This window comes from Symbiobacterium ostreiconchae, assembly GCF_055396975.1.
This window is the reverse complement of the sequence record NZ_AP042454.1, coordinates 1,285,441-1,303,550: the sequence shown is the minus strand read 5'-3', so window position 1 is coordinate 1,303,550 and position 18,110 is coordinate 1,285,441. Positions and strand designations below refer to the sequence as shown.

Below are 18,110 nucleotides of genomic sequence, written 5' to 3'. Positions count from 1 at the left end.
ATATTGCCCTCCATTGCATGTCGGATAAGTGACCGTTGCCCGACATCGGGGCGGCACCCTAGATACCCCTCCGCCTTCGGTTCAGCCAGCCTGTCCGGAGGGGCCGGTTTTGGGCAAGCCGGTGGAGGGGGCGGGCGGGACGCGTTACAATAAAGCTGCGCATGTGAAAGGGTGAACAAGATGGCCGTGCAGCGTACCCCTTCAAGCCAGCGCCTGCATATCGCCTTCTTCGGCCGGCGCAACGCGGGCAAGTCCAGCCTGATCAACGCCCTGAGCCGGCAGGCCGTCTCCCTGGTCTCCCCGGTACCCGGCACGACCACCGACCCGGTGCGCAGGCCCATGGAGCTGCACCCGCTGGGTCCGGTGGTCCTCATCGACACGGCCGGGATCGACGACGAGGGGGAGCTCGGCCGGCTTCGGGTGGCCCGCAGCCTGCAGGTGCTCGACCAGACAGACCTCGCGGTCCTGGTCGTGGCCGCCCGCCAGGAGCCGGGCGAACCGGAGGAGCGGCTGATTCAGGAGCTGAAGCGCCGCGGGACGCCTGCGGTGGGCGCAGTGACCCGGGCGGACCTGGATCCGGAAGGCGCCGTCCGGCACGCCGCCCGGCTGACGGAACGCTTCGGCTTTCCCTTCTGCGCCTGCAGCAGCGGGGGCCCCCCCGGCGTGGCGGAGCTGCGGCAGCGGATCGTCGCCGCCGCCCCCGCCGACGTTGCGGAGGTGCCGCTGCTGTCCGACCTCATCCGGCCCGGTGACCTGGTCCTCCTGGTCGTGCCCCTGGACGCGGGCGCGCCGAAGGGTCGCCTCATCCTCCCGCAGGTCCAGGCGATCCGGGAGGCGCTGGACGCGGGCGCCATCGCGGTGACCGTGCGGGACCGGGAGCTGCCCGGGGCGCTCGGCGCCCTGGGGCGGCGTCCGGCGCTGGTCGTCACCGACAGCCAGGTGTTCGGCCCGGTCAGCAAGGCGGTTCCGCCCGAGATCCCGCTCACCTCGTTCTCGATCCTGATGGCCCGGCACAAGGGCGACCTGACGGAGCTGGTGAAGGGCGCCCGCGCCATCGACAGACTTCGCCCCGGAGACCGGGTGCTGATCGCGGAAACCTGCACCCACCACCAGCAAAAGGACGACATCGGCACCGTCAAGATTCCGCGCTGGCTGCAGGAACGGGTGGGCGGTGAGCTCCAGTTTGAGTGGGCCCACGGCGCCGAGATGCCCGCGGACCTGGGGGCGTACCGCCTGATCGTCCACTGCGGCGGCTGCATGGCCAACCGGAAGCTGATGCTGAGCCGGATCCGCCGGGCGCAGGCGGCCGGCGTGCCCATCGTCAACTACGGCGTCTGCATCGCCTATCTGCACGGGATCCTGCCCCGGGCGCTGACGCCGTTCCCCGGGCTGGGTGACCTCCTGGGAGGGGATGCCCGATGATCCGGCCAGAAGTGCTGTCGCTGATCCGGCGCGCCGAGGCCGGCGCCGACCTGGGCCGGGACGAGCTTGCCTGCCTCCTCAGCCTGGAGGGCGAGGAGCAGGAGGCCCTGTTTGCGGCTGCGGACCGGGTGCGGGCCCGCGTCATGGGCGACGGGGTGCACCTGCGCGGGCTCATCGAGTTCTCCAACATCTGCCGCATGGACTGCTGCTACTGCGGGATCCGCCGCTCCAACCGGCACGTGCACAGGTACCGCATGGCGCCGGAGGAGATCGTGGCCGCGGCCCAGGGCGCCTGGCGGCTGGGGTACGGCAGCGTCGTGCTCCAGTCCGGCGAGGGCGATGCCCTGAACCCTGAGGAGCTGGCCCGGGTGGTGCGTGAGATCAAGGCCTTCACCCCGCTGGCGGTCACCCTGAGCGTGGGCGAGCGCACCCGGGAGGAGTACGCCCTGTGGCGGGAGGCCGGGGCGGACCGCTTTCTGCTCCGGCACGAGACCGCCGATCCTGACCTCTTCGCCAGGCTGCGGCCCGGCCGCCGCCTGGAGCAGCGGCTCCAGTGCCTGCAGTGGCTCAGGGAGCTGGGCTATCAGGTGGGCAGCGGCTTCATGGTCGGACTGCCGGGTCAGACCGTGGGGACCATCGCCGACGACATCCTGCTGCTCAGGAGGCTGAACGTGGAGATGGCCGGCATCGGGCCGTTCATCCCGGCCCCGAACACGCCCCTGGCCGGCGCCCCTGCCGGCACCGCCGAACGGACCCTGAACGCCGTCGCGTGCGTCAGGCTCACCATCCCGGACGCGCACATCCCGGCCACCACCGCGCTGGGCACCATCCACCCCCGGGGGAGGCAGCTCGCCCTGGCCTGTGGGGCCAACGTGATCATGCCCAACGTCACGCCGAGGCGGTACCGGGAGCACTACCAGCTCTACCCCAACAAGATCTGCCTGCAGGAAGAGCCGGAGCAGTGCGCGCCCTGCGTCGCTGCCCTGATCCTGGGCGAGGGTCGCTTCGTGGCCACCGGGCCCGGGCATTCGCCCCGGTGGACCGCCTGAAAGGAGGGTGTCACCATGCCAATTGCCGCTGAGAAGGCGAGCTTCATCGACGACGCCGTGCTGACCCGGCTGCTGGGCTCAGCCTCTGCGCCCGGCGCCTCCCGCCTGGGGCAGATCCTGGACAAGGCGGCTCTCGCGCGGGGGCTGGATCTGGAGGAGGTCGCGGATCTCCTGATGGTGGAGGATCCCGGCCACCTGGATGCGCTTTTCCGCACCGCCTACGAAATCAAGCAGAAGATCTACGGCAACCGCATCGTGCTCTTCGCGCCCCTGTACGTCAGCAACCTGTGCGTCAACAACTGCCGCTACTGCGGTTTCCGGCGGTCCAACGCGCAGGAGGTGCGCCGCCGGCTCACCCAGGAAGAGGTGGCCGACGAGGTGCGGGCCCTGATCCGCATGGGCCACAAGCGGGTGCTGCTGGAAGCCGGCGAGGATCCGGTCAACTGCAGCATCGACTACATCATCGACTGTATCCGCACGATCTACGGCGTGCGGGAGGGCAAGGGCAATATCCGGCGGATCAACGTCAACATCGCCGCCACCACGACGGAGGACTACCGCAGGCTGAAGGCCGCCCAGATCGGCACGTATCAGCTGTTCCAGGAGACCTACCACCGGCCCACGTACGCCCGGATGCACCCGAGCGGCCCGAAGCACAACTACGACTGGCACACCACCGCCCACGACCGGGCCATGGAGGCCGGCATCGACGACGTCGGGGTGGGTGTGCTCTTCGGCCTGTACGACTACAGGTACGAGGTCCTGGCCCTGCTGCTGCACGTGCAGCACCTGGAAGACCGGTTCGGGGTGGGGCCGCACACCATCTCGGTACCGCGGCTGCAGCCGGCGCCCGGCGTCAACCTCGCCACCTTCCCGCACCTGGTCTCCGACGACCAGTTCCTGAAGCTGGTGGCGATCCTCCGGCTGGCGGTGCCCTACACCGGCATGATCATCTCCACCCGGGAGACCCCGGAGATGCGGGCAAAGGCGCTGCGACTGGGCGTGTCCCAGATCAGCGCCGGCTCCAGCGTGGGCATCGGCGGCTACAGCCAGATGACGCAGGAGGAGCGGGCGTCCACCGCCCAGTTCGCCCAGGGCGACCACCGGCCGCCCGACGAGGTCGTCCGCTGGCTGTGCGAGGAGGGCTACCTGCCCAGCTACTGCACCGCCTGCTACCGCCAGGGACGCACCGGCGACCGGTTCATGGCCCTGGCCAAGACCGGGCAGATCCAGAACCTCTGCCAGCCCAACGCGCTGCTCACCTTCCAGGAGTACCTGGAGGACTACGCCTCGGAGGAGACCCGGGAGATCGGCCGGCGCACCGAGGCCGCCCACCTGGCGCAGATCCCCGGCGAGAAGGTGCGCGCCGAGACCGAACGGCGGCTGGCGCGGATCAAGGCCGGCGAGCGGGACCTCTACTTCTGACCCGGCCGCCCGGCCCGCGCCTCGAGGCGCCGAAACATGCAGACCACCGCCTGGCGCGCGGTGGTCTTTTTCGCGGCTACAGCAGGTTCCCCCCGGCGTCGAACGCCAGCGGCTGCGCCGGCCCGGCGGCCTCCACGTGGGGCAGCGCCCGGATCTCCTCCCAGACGGCGGGCGAGACCCAGATGCGCTCCAGCATGAGGGTGTTCCGGATGCGGATCGCCCTCACCCGGTCGGGCGGCGGGTTGCCCAGCGTCTGCAGGGCGGTGAGGATGACCTCCCGGTCCGTGTCCAGCACGATGGGCATGCGGGCCCGCTGCACGAAGGTCGCCGTCAGGGTGTTCAGGTACGTGGCCCGGAAGTCGATCTTCTCCCGGAAGCGCCGGGTGATGAAGTCGGCGAGGCCCATGCCGTTGGCGTTGCCGTGGGAGCCCTCCGACAGATCCAGCACGGCGATGCGCTGGATCGCGGGCTCGCCGTCGGGCACCCCGAAGATGCCAACGCGGCCGATGACGTTGGTGTCCATGCCCGTGCCGGAGATGTCCTTGCCCATCTCCTCGACGATGAGCAGGTCCAGCGCTTTCACCGGCAGCCGGGGAAGCAGCGCCTTGGAGCGGATGAGGAGCTCTTTCTCCCGCTCGATCATCTCTCCCGGCTCCACCGGCACCAGGGCGGCGGTCTCCTCCCGGCCGTTCTCGAGGATCGCCACCCCGCCCAGGATGGGCACCCGCTCCAGGATGGCCCGGCCGATCTCCTCCAGGGCCCCGGAGAGCCGCCCCGGTCCCAGGCTGTGGAACTGGGCGGCGCCGGCGGGGTTGCCCAGGCCCACCACCATCATCTTCACCAGGCCGCTTTCCAGCGGTCCGTGGAAGGACGTGTGCGCCTTCACGCGGTTGATGACCAGCACGCCGTCGCACTGCGCGGCAAAGGCGTCGAAGTAGACCGTCAGCCCGCCGGCCGTCCGGCCCAGCTCGACCACCTCGGCGCCGCCCACCACCTCGCATCCCATCGTCTCCGGGGTGATGCCGAGGCTGGCCAGCACCTCCAGCTGCCCCGCGGCCGTGCCCCCGCCGTGGCTGCCCATGGCCGCGACCATCACCGGCACCGCGCCCAGTTCCCGCAGGTACTGGGCGGCCGTGCGCAGGATCAGCGGGATGTTGGCGATACCCCGGCTGCCGGCGGTGATCGCCACGCGCATGCCCGGTCGGACCTTCGCCTTCAGGCCGAGCGCCTCCAGCGCCGACCGCGTGGCGGCCTTCACGTCGGCGACCTTCTCAGCCGGGAAACGCTGGGTCACCGGGATCATCAGCGGCAGACGCGGTGCGCTCACTCACCCATCTCCCCCTCCGGCTCATCCTTCCACAGGTCATCTTCCTCCGGCGGTTCGTCCGCCTCCGGCAGATCGATCTGCTCCACCGTCGCCTTCATCGCGCGACAGCGGGCACAGACAACCCACGACCATGCGCTGCGGGTTCATACACCCGGTGGTCGGTCCAGCTTCAACGTCAGCCAGCTCCGTCATCATCGTCGAGCTCTGTGATAATGACCCGGATCGCCTCGCGCAGCCCGTTCAAGGCGACGCCTGGTCCCTTCTCTTGGGGTGTGACCTCCGGCTCCGGGATGGGTTCAAACCAGCAAGCAAACAGCCGCTCCATGAACTCCCGGGCGAAGCGCCTGGTGACGATCCGGTCGCTATGGTCGGAGACCGACAGGAGCTTCTTCCCGTCACGGAAAAGGATGAAGTCCCAGAGGCGGATGCCATCCTCCTCCAGGGTTTGCAGGAACAGCGCCCTCGCTTCGGGAGTCATGCTGCCCGTCACCGCGATGGCCCCTTCCATCCCGCTCCACGGCACGACGGAAATGCCCGGGAGTCGCATGAACTCGTCTTTGCCTTCGCCCAGGCAGGGGTCGTCGGGAAAGCGGACCTCAAAGTGCGAGGCCGCGAGCACGCCATATTCCAGCACGGACTTCCATATTCCGCTGATGCCCCGAATACCATCTTCCGCACTTTCGTTGTCGCCGATGAAAAAATATTCCTTTTCACCCGACATGGTCATCGCTCCACCAACTTTATTGCGAGCATACGCCCCGTCGCATCGGCCACCCGTTGGAGTTCCTCCCCATGTGGCGCTGGCAGCCGGACCATCAGTGGCATGTACCGAAGGGCCGCTCACGCCTCTACCCGTTGGACCTCACGCTCCGCTAACCTGTTCCGAACCCCGGCATCACACTGCAACGCGAAGACCCTGCCCTGGTCATAAGCACCGGGCAAGCCCCCGGGCCCCGGCTGGCCGCTGTCCCCGAGTATTCTCCGGCACGCCGCCCCCCTCCTCTCCGTCGCGCCCGCCCCCGGAGGCCCGGCCGCCCTGCACCGGTCAGGCAAAGAGCACCCCGACCCGGCCCGGTCGGGGTGCCTCTCCAGACGTTTTACTCTGTCTGATCGGCGATTCCAGGGAGGGTGACGAGGAAATAGCAGACTTCCCCGGCTGGAACCTTCAGCCCGATCTCCTCACAGACATCGGTGAGGATCTCGTCCAGAAGCCTGTACTCCTCCGGCCGCTGCTTCCTGAGGCTCTCCCCCCACGCCGGCATCATCAGGGGGTTGCCCGTGGCCAGCCGGTCCAGCATCGACGCGGCGTGCAGATAGACCCGCACGGCCAGATCGGGTTTCAGTTCGGACCGGTAGATCTGCCCCTCGATCCGGGCGACCAGCGCCTCACACGCGCGGCTGGCGGCCTCGGGCGCCAGGGACGGGCAGAACCGGTGCACCTCGCGCGCCAGGTGCTCCAGCTGCCTCTGGCGTGAGGAGGAAGCGGTGGGTGCGGGCTTCACGTTGTCCCAGCCGCGCAGCAGGAACTCCAGCCGCTGCCAGCCGTCGGTATGGCCAGGCTTGAAGCCATTCGCCATCCGGTGGCTGCAAGGTGGCTGCAGATCCGCACGAGACACGCAGAAAGGCTACAGGGGTCCAACCCTGTAGCCCTTGTCGCTCTAAGTGGTGCGAGAGAGGGGACTTGAACCCCTACGCCTTGCGGCACAAGATCCTAAGTCTTGCGCGTCTGCCAGTTCCGCCACTCTCGCGCGCTGCCACCGCAAGTGATATGTTACCCCAGGCTTCGCGCCCGTGTAAAGGGGCACAAAGAGGCACACCCCCGGCCCGGCCGGGGGTGTGCGCCGAACGTCGCTCAGGTTCGCTGCCGGTTCCCGACCAGATCGCCGATCAGGAACACGCCGGCAATGCCCACCAGCGTGTAGACGATCCGGGAGACCAGCGACATCTGGCCGCCGAACAAGAAGGCCACCAGGTCAAACCCGAAGAGACCGATGAGTCCCCAGTTGAGCGCACCGATGATCACAAGCAGTCTTGCAATGAACACCTTCACACCGCTCCCTTTCTCGGAAGTAGGGTGTGCAGGCATGGCCCTTCGCTATTCACAACAGGCGCGCCGGCCCGCCTGCGCCGCACGCGCACGGCGAGGGTCCCCGGACACCGCCCTTGGAAGCAATTGGATCCCGGCCCCGGAGTCATCTTCCCGCCGTTCTCGCATACGGTATACCGAGACTCCCAACTGGCACAGGTCGCCCAGGCTGCAAAGCCGACTGACCGGCGCCGCAGGGAGTCTCTCTCTTTTTCGCGCCGGGCGGCTGCCGGAAGAGACGGAAAAACTCCCTCCACAAACCGTGGAGGGAGCTTTGCGCATGGTGGGCCATGTTGGATTCGAACCAACGACACCCCGCTTAAAAGGCGGATGCTCTGCCACTGAGCTAATGGCCCGTGTTGCCCAGACCCCCGCCGCATGCGGGAGCCTGGCCAGTGGCTGGGGCGGCAGGACTCGAACCTACGCATGCGGGAGTCAAAGTCCCGTGCCTTACCAACTTGGCTACGCCCCAGTGTGTGGGCTGACCGACCGGAGTCGAACCGGCGACCTCCAGAGCCACAATCTGGCGCTCTAACCAACTGAGCTACGGTCAGCGTATGCACAATCAGACCGAGGAAACCAGCTTGGTGCGCCTGGCAGGATTCGAACCTGCGGCCAACCGCTTAGAAGGCGGTTGCTCTATCCACTGAGCTACAGGCGCCTGTACAGCACCGGTTAGTGTAGCACAGGGCTAACCACAGCACAAGGCGCCCGTGCCATCAGCGTCGGGGCCGACACCATCTAGACAAAAAAGGACGAAGTACGTTCGCCCCCAGGTTGGACTCTGTGTGGAGCGGGTGAAGGGAATCGAACCCTCGTCGCCAGCTTGGAAGGCTGGAGCTTTACCACTAAGCTACACCCGCACATGGCTGTGTCGGCCCCACGCCGCAGTGGCTGCGCTGGTCGGGGTGACAGGATTTGAACCTGCGACATCCTGCTCCCAAAGCAGGCGCGCTACCAGACTGCGCCACACCCCGGCGTACCTGCACAAGAGAGTATATCCTATCACTGGCCCCGATGTCAAAACCTAAATGCTGTCTCACCGCCCAAAAACACGTGATAAGCCCGCACGGCGCCGTCCGCAATCTCCAGCACGGCGCACGACGGCGGATCCTGCGGCCGGCGGGGCATGCTGAGCGAGCCGGGGTTGAGCAGCAGCACGCCATCCACGTCCTCCAGGAAGGGAATGTGCGAGTGGCCGAACACCGCCACCCGGGCGCCCACCTCCCGGGCCCGATAGAACAGCCGCTGCGGCCCGGCCTTCACGCCGTGCTGGTGGCCGTGCACCATCAGCACCTTCACCCCGCCGAGCTCGAGCAACAGCTCGGCGGGCTCCGTCGCCGGGAAATCGCAGTTACCCGCGACGGCCCGCACCCTGTCCGCGTCCACGCCGAGCACCGCCGCGATGCGCGGGGCGTCGGTCAGATGATCGCCCGCGTGCAGGAGCCAGTCGAGCCGGCCACACTGCGCGCGCATGCTCGCCACCAGGCCGAAGCGGCGGTGGCTGTCGCTCACGACGCCGACCCGCAACATGTCAGTTCGCCTCCAGCAGGGCGGGCAGGCGCCTGAGGCACCGGGCCAGGGCGCGGGACCGGTGGCTGATGGCGTTCTTCTCCTCCAGCGTCATCTCCGCCACAGTCCTCCCGTCCTCTACCTCGAAAATCGGGTCGTAGCCGAACCCCCCCGTACCCCGGGGCGCCTCGGCCAGCCGGCCCTCCAGTTCCCCGCGGAACATCTCCTCCCGGCCGTCGGGCAGCACCACCGCGATCACCGAAACGTAGCGCGCCGTCCGCCGTCCGGCTGGAACGCCCTCCATGCGGGCGAGCAGCGCGTGCACCCGGTCCTCGTCGCTGCCGGGCACCCAGCGGGCCGAATGCACCCCCGGCTCCCCGCCCAGGGCATCCACCGCGATGCCCGAGTCCTCGGCCAGGGCGGGCAGGCCGGTCCGCGCCACCGCCGCCCGCGCCTTGATCAGCGCGTTCTCCTCGAAGGTCGTCCCGGTCTCGTCGACCTCCGGCGCGTCCGGCCCGAGCCCGATGACCTCAATGTCGATGCCCGCCCCCTTCAGGAGCGAACGGAACTCCCGCAGCTTCCCCTCGTTCTTGCTGGCCAGGACCAGACGCTTCGCTGACAAACGCACCGACCTCCGCTCCCAGGGGCCCGAGCTGCGCCCGCTGTACGGCCACCAGCTGCCGCACGCCGCTCTCCGCCAGGGCCAGCAGCTCGTCCAGCTCCCGCCGGCTGAAAGGGCGCGCCTCGCCCGTCCCCTGAATCTCCACCACGCCCCCGGACCCGGTCATCACCAGGTTCAGGTCCACCGCCGCCCGGGCGTCCTCCTCGTAGGCCAGGTCCAGCATGGGCACGCCGTCGACGATGCCCACGCTGGTCGCCGCCAGGTAGTCTCTCACCGGCAGCCGGTCGATGACGCCGGCTGCGCGCAGGCTCGCCAGCGCGTCCACCACCGCGACGAACGCACCGGTAATCGATGCGGTGCGCGTGCCGCCGTCGGCCTGGATCACGTCGCAGTCGACGATCAGCGTGCGCTCACCGAGCGCCCGCAGGTCGATGACGGCGCGCAGCGCCCGCCCGATCAGCCGCTGGATCTCCATCGTGCGGCCGCCCTGCCGGCCCCGGGAAGCCTCGCGCGGCGTGCGCTCTCCCGTTGCACGGGGCAACATGCCATATTCGGCGGTGATCCAGCCTTCTCCTCTTCCCCTCATGAACGGCGGCACCCGCTCCTCCACCGTGGCGGTGCAGATGACGCGGGTGCGGCCGACCTCAATCAGCACCGAACCCTCGGCGTGAATGTTGTACTGGCGCGTAAGGGCGACGGGGCGCATCTGGTGGGGCAACCTTCCGTCCTGCCGCATCTGGATGCTTCACTCCTGCTGCGACCAGAGTTGGATCTGTGCCGCGGCGCCGATACCGCCCGGCCACAGCCGGTCTGCCACTTCCAGGAACCGATGCGGATCGCCCGTTGTGAAGGCGCGCCGCTGCCCGGGCCCGGGTCCCGGATTTGTCAGGTGGCGCGTCCGCAGCAGGTCGGCCACCTGGGCGGCCGTGGCCTTCCCGGGATCCACCAGTCGGACTCCCGGTCCCACGACCTCCTGGATCACCGTCGCCATGTGCGGAAAGTGCGTGCAGCCCAGCACCAGGGTATCCACGTGTTCGGCCAGGAGAGGCGCGAGGCAGCGCTCCACCTCGCTCCTCACCTCCGGCCCGGAGATGACGCCCTCTTCCGCACGGATGACCAGGATGGGACAGGCCTGCTGCACCACGACCGCATCCGGGCGGAGCCGGCGGATCGTCTCCGGGTAGAGACCCGAATCACACGTGGCCTGGGTGGCCGCCACGCCGATCCGGCCGGTGGCGGAGGTGGCTGCCGCCATGGCCGCGCCCGGCTGCACAACCCCCAGTGCGGGGATCGGAAAGGCGCCGGCTGCGAGCAGGTCGATCACCGCGGCAGTGGCCGTGTTGCAGGCCACTATCACCAGTTTGCAGTGCTGCTCCGCGAAGAATTCCATGAACCGGAGGAAAAACGCCCGGACCTCGCTGAGCGGCCGGGGGCCGTACGGAAAGTGCGTGGTGTCGCAAGCGTAGAGCAGGTGTTCGTGCGGCAGGAGGCGGGCGATCTCCCTGGCGACGGTGAGGCCGCCCTCTCCGGAGTCGAACAGGCCTATGGGGCGCACGGGGTCAGGGACGGTCGGGTTCATCGGCTTGCTCTCCTTCGGTGCTGCGGGTTTCCGTGTCGTGCTGCTACCCCCAGCGTACGGGTTGGACGTGCCTGCGATACCCGGAGTTGCGCAGATAACGCGGCGCAGGCGCCGCTCCCTGGGATGCGGCGCCTGCGCGGCCGGGCCACGGGGCCTACGCTTCGCGGCTCAGCACACTGCTCAGCTGCTGCAGCGACCGGATGAGGCGGGCCTTGTCGTTTGCGCCCAGCCCCGACATCGCATGGCTCAGGTAGGCCTGGCGGGCCTCCAGGATCTGATCGATGAGCTGATCCCCCTTCGGGAGCACGCGCAGGCGGATCACCCGGCGGTCAGCCGTGTCGCGCACGCGCTCGATCAGCTGGTTCCGCTCCATGCGGTCGATCAGATCGGTAGCCGTGCTGCAGGCAAGGAACATCTTGGCGCAGAGCTCACCCATCGTCAACTCGCCGTGTTCGCGGAGCACCAGAAGGGCCTCAAACTGTGGGTTCGTGATATCGAATCCCCCCAGAATGTCACGCCCCCACTTCCGCAGAAGGCCCCCCACCTCACGGAGCAGGTTGTCGATCTCAGCGACCTGCGAACTCACAGACGGCTTCGCGAGCATACCCTGTCACCCCCACGGGAATTGCCTCCGTTCCTTACACCACGCCTTCCCTCTGTCCCCCGAAAGATAAGGGGAAGTAAAGGATAATGTGGTGATTGGCCGAGTTGACCTGAATCTCCTGCAGGAATCCCCCTACTCTCTTATACGTTTACATTTTCACTTTGGTTCGCATGATCCAAATAACTCTACGCGAACATTTCGCGTTGACGGTTTGTCGACAGAACGGCTCATTCACGTATCAAACGCCCTGCGGCCGCAGCCGCAGGGCGTTTCCCTTCTGGTGGAGGCGGCGGGCTCTGCCTCCCGCGTCCGAAGGAGATTCAAACAGGACGTCTCCGAGCGCAGCCGTCACTTTGCATCTCGCCCGGTCTGCCGCCTGACGGCGGGCTGCAGTCCGGGCCAACCGCGACAGAATCCTCGCCGGTCGGGTCCGCGGCCACCCCGACCGGAACAGCCCGTTGCGTTGACGCTACAACCCCGGCGCACGGTGCCGGCTATCCGGAGGAGCGAACGCGGCCTCAGGCCGCGCGCTGCTTACGCAGCGAGAGCGAACTCTTCGTTGGCACTTAATCTTTGCGGCCTTTTTGACGAGGCCGACCGCAACCTCGGCTCGCTTTCCTGGATGAACTCTCCCCCGTCGAACCTATTTCGCCCCCGTATGCTGGCTGGGCTCCCCCAGCGTGTGCCAACCAGGGTCGGTTCAGTCGTCGTACTTGCCCCGGAGCGCCCGGGCCATCTCGCGCTTCGCCTCGCGTGCCGCGATGTCGTCGCGCTTGTCGTACGCCCGCTTGCCCTTCGCCAGGGCCAGCTCGACCTTCACCTTCCCCTTCTTAAAGTATAACCGCAGCGGCACCAAAGTGAAACCCTTCTCGCGCACCTTGCCGAACAGGCGCAGGATCTCCGCCTTGTGCATGAGCAGCTTGCGCGGCCGCAGCGGTTCGTGGTTGAACCGGTTCGCCTGCTCGAACGGGCTGATGTGGCAGTTCAGCAGGAAGATCTCGCCGTCCTTGATCTGCGCGTAGGCGTCGCGCAGGTTCACCCGCCCGGCGCGGCAGGACTTGACCTCCGAGCCGACCAGCACGATTCCGGCCTCGTAGGTCTCCTCCACGAAGTAGTCGTGGCGAGCCTTACGGTTCTCCGCGATGGGCTGAATTTCGGCCTTCGCCCGGGTCATGTTCTCACCTCGCCAGGAATGTTGATTATACCGCGAAGGCCGCAATCTGTAAAGAAGATACGCATGCCAGGCCGCGCGCGGCCAGCGGCCGGAGCGGCGCTTCCCTGCCTGCCTCCGGCCGCCCTCGCATTCCTCGCATTCCGCCGCAGCCGGCCGCTACCCGCGCCGGCTCCCGGCGCGGCCGCGCGGCCGCTTCACCGTGCGCGGGCGCTCCCGCTCACCATCCCAGTCCGGCGGCAGCGTGAGGGAGAACGGGTTGCTCACCGTGGGATCGGTCACGTCCCGGTCCCGGCCCCGGCCGGCGGGCACGGGCACGCCCCACATGTCGTACCGGGCGCCCTCGCGGCCCCGGCCGTGCAGCCGCACCATCTCCGGCTCGGGCGGCAGATCGCTGTCCGCGGTCCCCCTGGCAGTCTCTGCCCCGGACTCGGCCTTTCGCCGGCTCTTGCTGCCCGCGGCCTTCGACTGCCCGGGCCCGCCGGTCCTGCCGGCTGCGGCCGCCTTCCGGGCCGCCCGCTGCCGGCCCTTGCGCGGCACGGCCACCACCGTCTGCACATCGCTGTCGGCGTCCAGCAGGAAGTCGATCTGCCGGTTCTCCACGTCCACCCCGTGGACCTGCACCCGCACCCGGTCGCCCAGCCGGAACCGCCGCCGGGTGCGCTCGCCGATCAGGGCGTAGTGCTCTTCGTGAAAGTGGTAGTAGTCGTCGGTCAGCGTGGAGACGTGCACCAGCCCCTCGACGGTGTTGGGCAGCTGCACGTAAAAGCCCCACGTGGTCACGCCCGAGATGATGCCCTCGAACCGCTCGCCGATCTTGTCCGACATGAACTCGGCCTTCTTCAGCTCGACCGTCTCCCGCTCCGCCTCCGCTGCGACCCGCTCCCGCTCCGAGCAGTGGTCGGCGACATCGGGCAGGGTCCGCTCCCACCGGCTCCGCAGCTTGCCCGGCAGCCCCCTGGGGTGCTCCAGGTGAGCGCGCAGCACCCGGTGGACCACCAGGTCGGGATAGCGGCGGATCGGCGAGGTGAAGTGGCAGTAGTACTCGGCGGCCAGACCGAAGTGCCCCAGCCGCACATCGCTGTACCGGGCCTGCTTCATGGTCCGCAGCAGCACGGATTCGATCAGGTTCTCCTCCGCCCGGTCCTTCGCCCAGAGCGTCACCTTCTGCAGATCCTTCGGCGTCACCGAGCCGTCCCGCGGGAGCCGGAGGTTGTACCCGAACAGCCGGAGGAACTCGCTGAGCCCCGCCACCCGGTCGGCCGCCGGCGGCTCGTGGATGCGGTACGGCACCGGCAGGTCGCGGGTGCTGCAGTGCTGCGCGACCGTCTCGTTCGCCACCAGCATGAACTCCTCGATGATCCGCTCCGAAATGCCCCGGTCCACCCGCAGGACGTCGGTGGGCCAGCCCTGCTCGTTCAGCTGGACCTTGGCCTCCGGCAGGTCGAAGTCCAGGGCGCCCCGCCGCATCCGCCGCTCCCGGAGCACCGCCATCAGCTCCGCCATCTCCCGCAGCATCGGCACCAACGGCTCCAGCCCGGCCGCTGCCCCGGGCTCGTCCGCCAGGATGCGGTTGACGGCGGTGTAGGTCAGCCGGGCCCGGGTGCGGATCACCGACGGGAAGATCTCGTAGGACCGGACCTCACCGTGGCCGTCGATCTCCATCACGCACGAGAGGGTGAGCCGGTCGACACCGGGGTTCAGCGAGCAGATGCCGTTGGAGAGGCGGGGCGGCAGCATCGGCACGACCCGGTCCGCGAGGTAGACGGACGTCCCGCGCTTGTAGGCCTCCCTGTCCAGCGCGGAACCCTCGGGGACGTACGCGGCCACGTCCGCGATGTGCACGCCCAGCCGCCACCGGTCCGGGGCCAGCCGCGCGACGCTGACCGCGTCGTCCAGGTCCTTGGCATCCTCGCCGTCGATGGTCACGATCGTCCAGGCACGCAGGTCCCGCCGCCCCGGCTCGCGGGCCGCCTCCTCCGTCACCGCCTCGGGGACTTGCTCGGCTTCCCGGAGCACGCTGGCAGGAAAGGCTTCGGGCAGTCCGTGCTTCCGGATGATGCTGACGATGTCCACGCCGGCCTCGCCCTTCAGGCCCAGCCGCTCGACCACGCGCCCCTCGGCGGCCCGCCGGGCATCGGGCCACTGCACGATCTGGACCACGACCTTCTCGCCGTCCCGGGCGCCGTTGGTCATGCCCTTGGGGATGTAGATGTCCTCGGGCAGGCGCCTGTCGTCGGGCACGACGTAGGCCAGGTGCCGGCTCGTCTCAAAGGTGCCCACCACGCGCGCGTTGGCGCGCTCCAGGATGCGGATCACCTCGCCCTCCGGCCGGCCGCCGCTCCGGCCCCCCGGGTGGAGCCGCGCGATCACCCGGTCGTTGTGCCAGGCGCCGCCCAGGGCCTCACGCCCGATGAACACGTCCTCGGCGCCAGGCTGGTCAGGGATCACGAAGGCAAACCCGCGCGGGTGCCCGTGCAGGCGTCCGACGACCAGATTCATCCGCTCGGGGGCCCCGTACCGGTCGGTGCGGGTCCGCACCACCTCGCCGGCGCTCTCCATCTGTTCCAGGGTCTTGCGCAGCCGCGCATGCTGCTTTTCCGGAATGCCCAGGGCCTCGGCCAGCTCGGCGAAGCCCATGGGCTTGTAGGCCTTTTCCCGGATAAACTCCGCGATTCGTTCTCTCACTTCACAACCACCTTGCGTCAACTACAGCCTCTGCGCCCGTGAGTACCGTCTATCCTGCACGAAAAACGGCATCCGCATGAACGCAGGCCAGAACTGCCCCGCGCGCCCGACTGCGGCGGCCGGGCCCGCCCCCGCAGGCCCGCGCCGCCGCAGAGAACAGCCGGGTAAGCGGAATCCCCCCCCCGCTCAACCGCGCGCCTCCCTGGACCGGCGGTACAGCTCACGGGCCGCCCGCAGCTTCTCCAGGGCGACATCCACGCCGAACCAGCCCTCGATGACGGTCTGCTTGCCTTCGAGCTCCTTGTAGGTGCGGAAGAAATGCTCGATCTCCAGCAGCCTGTGCGGCGGCACCCCGTTCAGGTCTGTCACCTGCGCGTAGCGCGGGTCCCGCTCGGCCACCCCCAGCAGCTTGTTGTCGACGCCCTTGTCGTCCGACATCACCAGCACGCCGATCAAACGAGTGTCGATGATGCACCCCGGCACGGTCGGGTTGCTCACCAGGACCATGATGTCGATGGGGTCGCCATCCTCTTCGAGGGTCTCGTCGACAAAGCCGTAGTCCGTCGGGTAGTGGACGGGCGAATACAGCACCCGGTCCAGGCGCAGCAGACCGCGTTTCTTGTCGACCTCGTACTTATTCTGGCTGCCCGCCGGGATCTCTATGATCGCCTCAACCAGAGTCTCCGACACCGCCATATCCCCTCTCACGCGATCTGCCAACTGCATATTACTTTGCCATTATAGTAAGACCGCTCTCAGGCCGCAAGCGGCACCCGACCCGTCCGGCCCCGGCTCCATGACCCCTCTTTCATCGTCTTTACCGGCGGCTGTGGAAGTACACCCAGCGGAAGCCGCCGGTCAGCAGGGCGGCCCCGGCGCCGATCAGCGCCAGGCAGAGCGGAATCACCAAGGACCAGCCCGCCCCCCTCATGAGGTGCTCCCAGAACGGCGTCTGCCAGAGGGATGCAGGCAGCCCTCCGAGCGCCGGCAGCACCCGGGCTGCGCCCAGCGAAAGCGGCTCTGCCAGCGGCAGCAGGACCAGCGTGCCGATGAAGGCCAGGACCGCGTGCAGCAGCCGGGCAGCGACGTAGGGCCCCATCCGGATGTCGGTGCCGCTCAGCACGCTGGCCACCTGCCCATGCACCGAGAGCCCGCTCCAGGCGATGATCGCCCCGGCGACGGCAACCTGCTGCACCAGCGGGGCCCCCGCCGCCCGTGAGGCCGCCAGGGTGCCCAGGTCGATCTCCAGGAACCCGGTGACCGCCGCCCGCACCAGGGAGCCGTCGATGCTGAACAGCGCGAACAGCCACCGGAACGGCGCGGAGATGTACGGAAAAAGGCCGGTGACATCGATCATGCGGGCCAGCGTGGCAAACAGCATGATGTAACCGCAGATCAGGGCCATGGTCTTCATCGAGTCCTTGATCGCATCCCCCAGCATCTGGCCCACCGGCCGGCCGTCCTCCCGCCGCGCCCTCGCCAGGGCGGTGAGCGCCCTTCTGAGGATGTTCCCCTCCCGCGGCGGCTCCGGCGTGCGCTCGTGCTCCTGCAGACCGTAGAAGCGGAACGTGAGCCCCACGAGGAACGCGGCGAGGTAATGCGCCAGCGCCATGGTGCCCCCCAGGGCCGGCATACCGAACATCCCCACGGCCACGGCGCCCCAGATAAAGAGCGGATCGGCGGTGTTCGAAAAGGCCAGCATGCGCTCCCCCTCGACGCGGGTGCACATGTTGCTCCTGCGGAAGCGTGCCGTGATCACGGCGTCCATCGGGTAGCCGGCCGCCAGGCCCATGGAGAGCACGAACGCCCCCTCGCCCGGCACGTTGAACAGGGGACGCATGAGCGGCGTGAACAGGACCCCGATAAAGTGCACCACCCCGAGCCCCAGCATCATCTCGCTCAGAATGAAGAAGGGCAGCAGGGAGGGAAAGACCACGGTGAAGAAGAGGTTCATCCCCTCCTTGGCCGCCTCCAGCGATTCCTTGGGGTAGATCACCAGTGACAGGGTCAGCAGGACGACCGCCGCCGCCAGGACCAGGGTTGGCAGCTTGCCTCGCATGGGGCACCTCCGGATCGCAAGATGGCACGTCCCACCGGGGACGTGCCACATACTTATGTGCCGGAAGCGGTTCCCATGCGGGCCCTTGGCCGCGAGCCGAACCTACTGCTTCTGCCAGACCATCGCCCGGTACTGCGAGGGGGTCATGCCCGTCCGCTTCTTGAAGGCCCGGGCGTGGTAGCCGCTGTACGAGAGGCCGCAGACGCTGCTGGGCAATCGTCAGGTTCTTGTCCGCGAGGGCTTCCTTCGGACGCCGGATCTTCACCTCCATGTAGTGGTGGTGGGGCGTCCGGGTGATCCCCTCCGGCTCTGACACGCCTGCAGCAGCAGAAGACCGCCGCATCGTCTGCGGCGGTCTCCAAATCAGTTTGGGCAGCGACCTATTCTCCCCCTTGCGGAGTACCTTCGGCCCTGGAGGGCTTAACTTCCGTGTTCGGTATGGGAACGGGTGATCCCCTCCGGTATCGCCACCCAAAAATTGTGGACTGTAGGTAGGCGATCCTCGGAACCGCCATCGGCAGTTCCTGCGGACGCCTGGGTCCTACCCTCAAAACTGCACAGTGATC

General features: G+C 68.3%; 16 protein-coding genes, 7 tRNA genes, 1 rRNA gene and 1 other RNA gene. 3 read left to right on the top strand and 22 right to left on the bottom strand.

Going from position 1 to position 18,110, the window contains the following annotated elements; translation table 11 throughout:
• The first annotated feature begins 180 nt into the window (after window positions 1-180).
• Genes hydF through hydG form a run of 3 tightly spaced genes read left to right on the top strand, consistent with a single transcriptional unit; the run spans window position 181 to window position 3,896 of the window.
• A complete protein-coding gene (gene hydF, locus ACZ5UM_RS06505) occupies window positions 181-1,422 on the top strand; it encodes a [FeFe] hydrogenase H-cluster maturation GTPase HydF (RefSeq protein WP_464847601.1) in 1,242 nt (413 codons plus the stop codon).
• The gene (gene hydE / locus ACZ5UM_RS06500; protein ID WP_464847599.1) at window positions 1,419-2,471 is read left to right on the top strand and encodes a [FeFe] hydrogenase H-cluster radical SAM maturase HydE; all 1,053 of its coding nucleotides are present in this window, start codon (window positions 1,419-1,421) and stop codon (window positions 2,469-2,471) included. The genes hydF and hydE overlap by 4 nt, the downstream gene beginning before the upstream one ends.
• Window positions 2,472-2,486: 15 nt before the next feature.
• On the top strand, window positions 2,487-3,896 hold the full coding sequence (gene hydG / locus ACZ5UM_RS06495; RefSeq protein ID WP_464847598.1) for a [FeFe] hydrogenase H-cluster radical SAM maturase HydG: 1,410 nt from the start codon (window positions 2,487-2,489) through the stop codon (window positions 3,894-3,896).
• Window positions 3,897-3,972: 76 nt separating this feature from the next.
• On the opposite strand, the gene ACZ5UM_RS06490 is transcribed toward hydG, so the two are convergent.
• The 22 genes from ACZ5UM_RS06490 to rrf form a co-directional block, all read right to left on the bottom strand.
• Window positions 3,973-5,223 (bottom strand): nickel pincer cofactor-dependent isomerase, group 22, encoded by a 1,251-nt coding sequence (locus ACZ5UM_RS06490; protein WP_464847597.1) that lies wholly within the window; start codon window positions 5,221-5,223, stop codon window positions 3,973-3,975.
• A gap of 175 nt (window positions 5,224-5,398) precedes the next feature.
• Window positions 5,399-5,944, bottom strand: coding sequence for a hypothetical protein (locus tag ACZ5UM_RS06485; RefSeq protein ID WP_464847596.1), 546 nt, complete (start codon window positions 5,942-5,944; stop codon window positions 5,399-5,401).
• Window positions 5,945-6,320: 376 nt separating this feature from the next.
• Complete coding sequence (locus ACZ5UM_RS06480) at window positions 6,321-6,800, bottom strand: PRD domain-containing protein (RefSeq protein ID WP_464847595.1); 480 nt, start codon at window positions 6,798-6,800, stop codon at window positions 6,321-6,323.
• Window positions 6,801-6,886: 86 nt separating this feature from the next.
• Window positions 6,887-6,971 (bottom strand) — tRNA-Leu (locus ACZ5UM_RS06475).
• Between the two features lie 104 nt (window positions 6,972-7,075).
• Window positions 7,076-7,267 (bottom strand): DUF378 domain-containing protein, encoded by a 192-nt coding sequence (locus ACZ5UM_RS06470; protein ID WP_464847593.1) that lies wholly within the window; start codon window positions 7,265-7,267, stop codon window positions 7,076-7,078.
• 323 nt (window positions 7,268-7,590) lie between these two features.
• A tRNA-Lys gene (locus ACZ5UM_RS06465) sits at window positions 7,591-7,665 on the bottom strand.
• Window positions 7,666-7,705: 40 nt separating this feature from the next.
• A tRNA-Gln gene (locus tag ACZ5UM_RS06460) sits at window positions 7,706-7,781 on the bottom strand.
• Between the two features lie 5 nt (window positions 7,782-7,786).
• Window positions 7,787-7,863 (bottom strand) — tRNA-His (locus tag ACZ5UM_RS06455).
• Between the two features lie 31 nt (window positions 7,864-7,894).
• Window positions 7,895-7,970: transfer RNA gene (locus ACZ5UM_RS06450), tRNA-Arg, on the bottom strand.
• A gap of 128 nt (window positions 7,971-8,098) precedes the next feature.
• Window positions 8,099-8,172, bottom strand: a tRNA-Gly gene (locus ACZ5UM_RS06445).
• 37 nt (window positions 8,173-8,209) lie between these two features.
• Window positions 8,210-8,286, bottom strand: a tRNA-Pro gene (locus ACZ5UM_RS06440).
• A 43-nt stretch (window positions 8,287-8,329) separates the two neighbouring features.
• Complete coding sequence (locus tag ACZ5UM_RS06435) at window positions 8,330-8,842, bottom strand: metallophosphoesterase family protein (protein ID WP_464847590.1); 513 nt, start codon at window positions 8,840-8,842, stop codon at window positions 8,330-8,332.
• Window position 8,843: 1 nt separating this feature from the next.
• A complete protein-coding gene (gene rdgB, locus ACZ5UM_RS06430) occupies window positions 8,844-9,443 on the bottom strand; it encodes an RdgB/HAM1 family non-canonical purine NTP pyrophosphatase (protein WP_464847588.1) in 600 nt (199 codons plus the stop codon).
• Window positions 9,352-10,179 carry a ribonuclease PH gene (gene rph, locus ACZ5UM_RS06425; RefSeq protein WP_464847587.1) on the bottom strand — a complete coding sequence of 276 codons (828 nt, stop codon included), beginning with the start codon at window positions 10,177-10,179 and terminating at the stop codon, window positions 9,352-9,354. The genes rdgB and rph overlap by 92 nt, the downstream gene beginning before the upstream one ends.
• 9 nt (window positions 10,180-10,188) lie before the next feature.
• Window positions 10,189-11,022, bottom strand: a complete 834-nt coding sequence (murI, locus tag ACZ5UM_RS06420) for a glutamate racemase (RefSeq protein ID WP_464847585.1) — start codon at window positions 11,020-11,022, stop codon at window positions 10,189-10,191.
• 154 nt (window positions 11,023-11,176) lie between these two features.
• The gene (locus ACZ5UM_RS06415) at window positions 11,177-11,626 is read right to left on the bottom strand and encodes a MarR family winged helix-turn-helix transcriptional regulator (RefSeq protein WP_464847582.1); all 450 of its coding nucleotides are present in this window, start codon (window positions 11,624-11,626) and stop codon (window positions 11,177-11,179) included.
• A gap of 278 nt (window positions 11,627-11,904) precedes the next feature.
• Window positions 11,905-12,282, bottom strand: a transfer-messenger RNA (tmRNA) gene (gene ssrA / locus ACZ5UM_RS06410).
• Between the two features lie 44 nt (window positions 12,283-12,326).
• The gene (smpB, locus tag ACZ5UM_RS06405; RefSeq protein WP_464847580.1) at window positions 12,327-12,800 is read right to left on the bottom strand and encodes an SsrA-binding protein SmpB; all 474 of its coding nucleotides are present in this window, start codon (window positions 12,798-12,800) and stop codon (window positions 12,327-12,329) included.
• Window positions 12,801-12,956: 156 nt separating this feature from the next.
• The gene (gene rnr / locus ACZ5UM_RS06400; protein ID WP_464847577.1) at window positions 12,957-15,485 is read right to left on the bottom strand and encodes a ribonuclease R; all 2,529 of its coding nucleotides are present in this window, start codon (window positions 15,483-15,485) and stop codon (window positions 12,957-12,959) included.
• A 186-nt stretch (window positions 15,486-15,671) separates the two neighbouring features.
• Window positions 15,672-16,181 (bottom strand): inorganic diphosphatase, encoded by a 510-nt coding sequence (locus tag ACZ5UM_RS06395; protein ID WP_464847575.1) that lies wholly within the window; start codon window positions 16,179-16,181, stop codon window positions 15,672-15,674.
• Between the two features lie 121 nt (window positions 16,182-16,302).
• On the bottom strand, window positions 16,303-17,544 hold the full coding sequence (gene ylbJ / locus ACZ5UM_RS06390) for a sporulation integral membrane protein YlbJ (RefSeq protein ID WP_464847573.1): 1,242 nt from the start codon (window positions 17,542-17,544) through the stop codon (window positions 16,303-16,305).
• Between the two features lie 367 nt (window positions 17,545-17,911).
• Window positions 17,912-18,019, bottom strand: a 5S ribosomal RNA gene (gene rrf / locus ACZ5UM_RS06385).
• Window positions 18,020-18,110: the final 91 nt, after the last annotated feature.

What these genes read in the sequence shown, in the direction of transcription:
- hydF (WP_464847601.1), top strand. Translation starts at nt 181, where the DNA reads ATGGCCGTGCAGCGTACCCCTTCAAGCCAGCGCCTGCATATCGCCTTC.
- hydE (WP_464847599.1), top strand. Translation starts at nt 1,419, where the DNA reads ATGATCCGGCCAGAAGTGCTGTCGCTGATCCGGCGCGCCGAGGCCGGC.
- hydG (WP_464847598.1), top strand. Translation starts at nt 2,487, where the DNA reads ATGCCAATTGCCGCTGAGAAGGCGAGCTTCATCGACGACGCCGTGCTG.
- ACZ5UM_RS06485 (WP_464847596.1), bottom strand. Translation starts at nt 5,944, where the DNA reads ATGTCGGGTGAAAAGGAATATTTTTTCATCGGCGACAACGAAAGTGCG.
- ACZ5UM_RS06480 (WP_464847595.1), bottom strand. Translation starts at nt 6,800, where the DNA reads ATGGCGAATGGCTTCAAGCCTGGCCATACCGACGGCTGGCAGCGGCTG.
- ACZ5UM_RS06435 (WP_464847590.1), bottom strand. Translation starts at nt 8,842, where the DNA reads ATGTTGCGGGTCGGCGTCGTGAGCGACAGCCACCGCCGCTTCGGCCTG.
- rph (WP_464847587.1), bottom strand. Translation starts at nt 10,179, where the DNA reads ATGCGGCAGGACGGAAGGTTGCCCCACCAGATGCGCCCCGTCGCCCTT.
- murI (WP_464847585.1), bottom strand. Translation starts at nt 11,022, where the DNA reads ATGAACCCGACCGTCCCTGACCCCGTGCGCCCCATAGGCCTGTTCGAC.
- ACZ5UM_RS06415 (WP_464847582.1), bottom strand. Translation starts at nt 11,626, where the DNA reads ATGCTCGCGAAGCCGTCTGTGAGTTCGCAGGTCGCTGAGATCGACAAC.
- smpB (WP_464847580.1), bottom strand. Translation starts at nt 12,800, where the DNA reads ATGACCCGGGCGAAGGCCGAAATTCAGCCCATCGCGGAGAACCGTAAG.
- ACZ5UM_RS06395 (WP_464847575.1), bottom strand. Translation starts at nt 16,181, where the DNA reads ATGGCGGTGTCGGAGACTCTGGTTGAGGCGATCATAGAGATCCCGGCG.
- ylbJ (WP_464847573.1), bottom strand. Translation starts at nt 17,544, where the DNA reads ATGCGAGGCAAGCTGCCAACCCTGGTCCTGGCGGCGGCGGTCGTCCTG.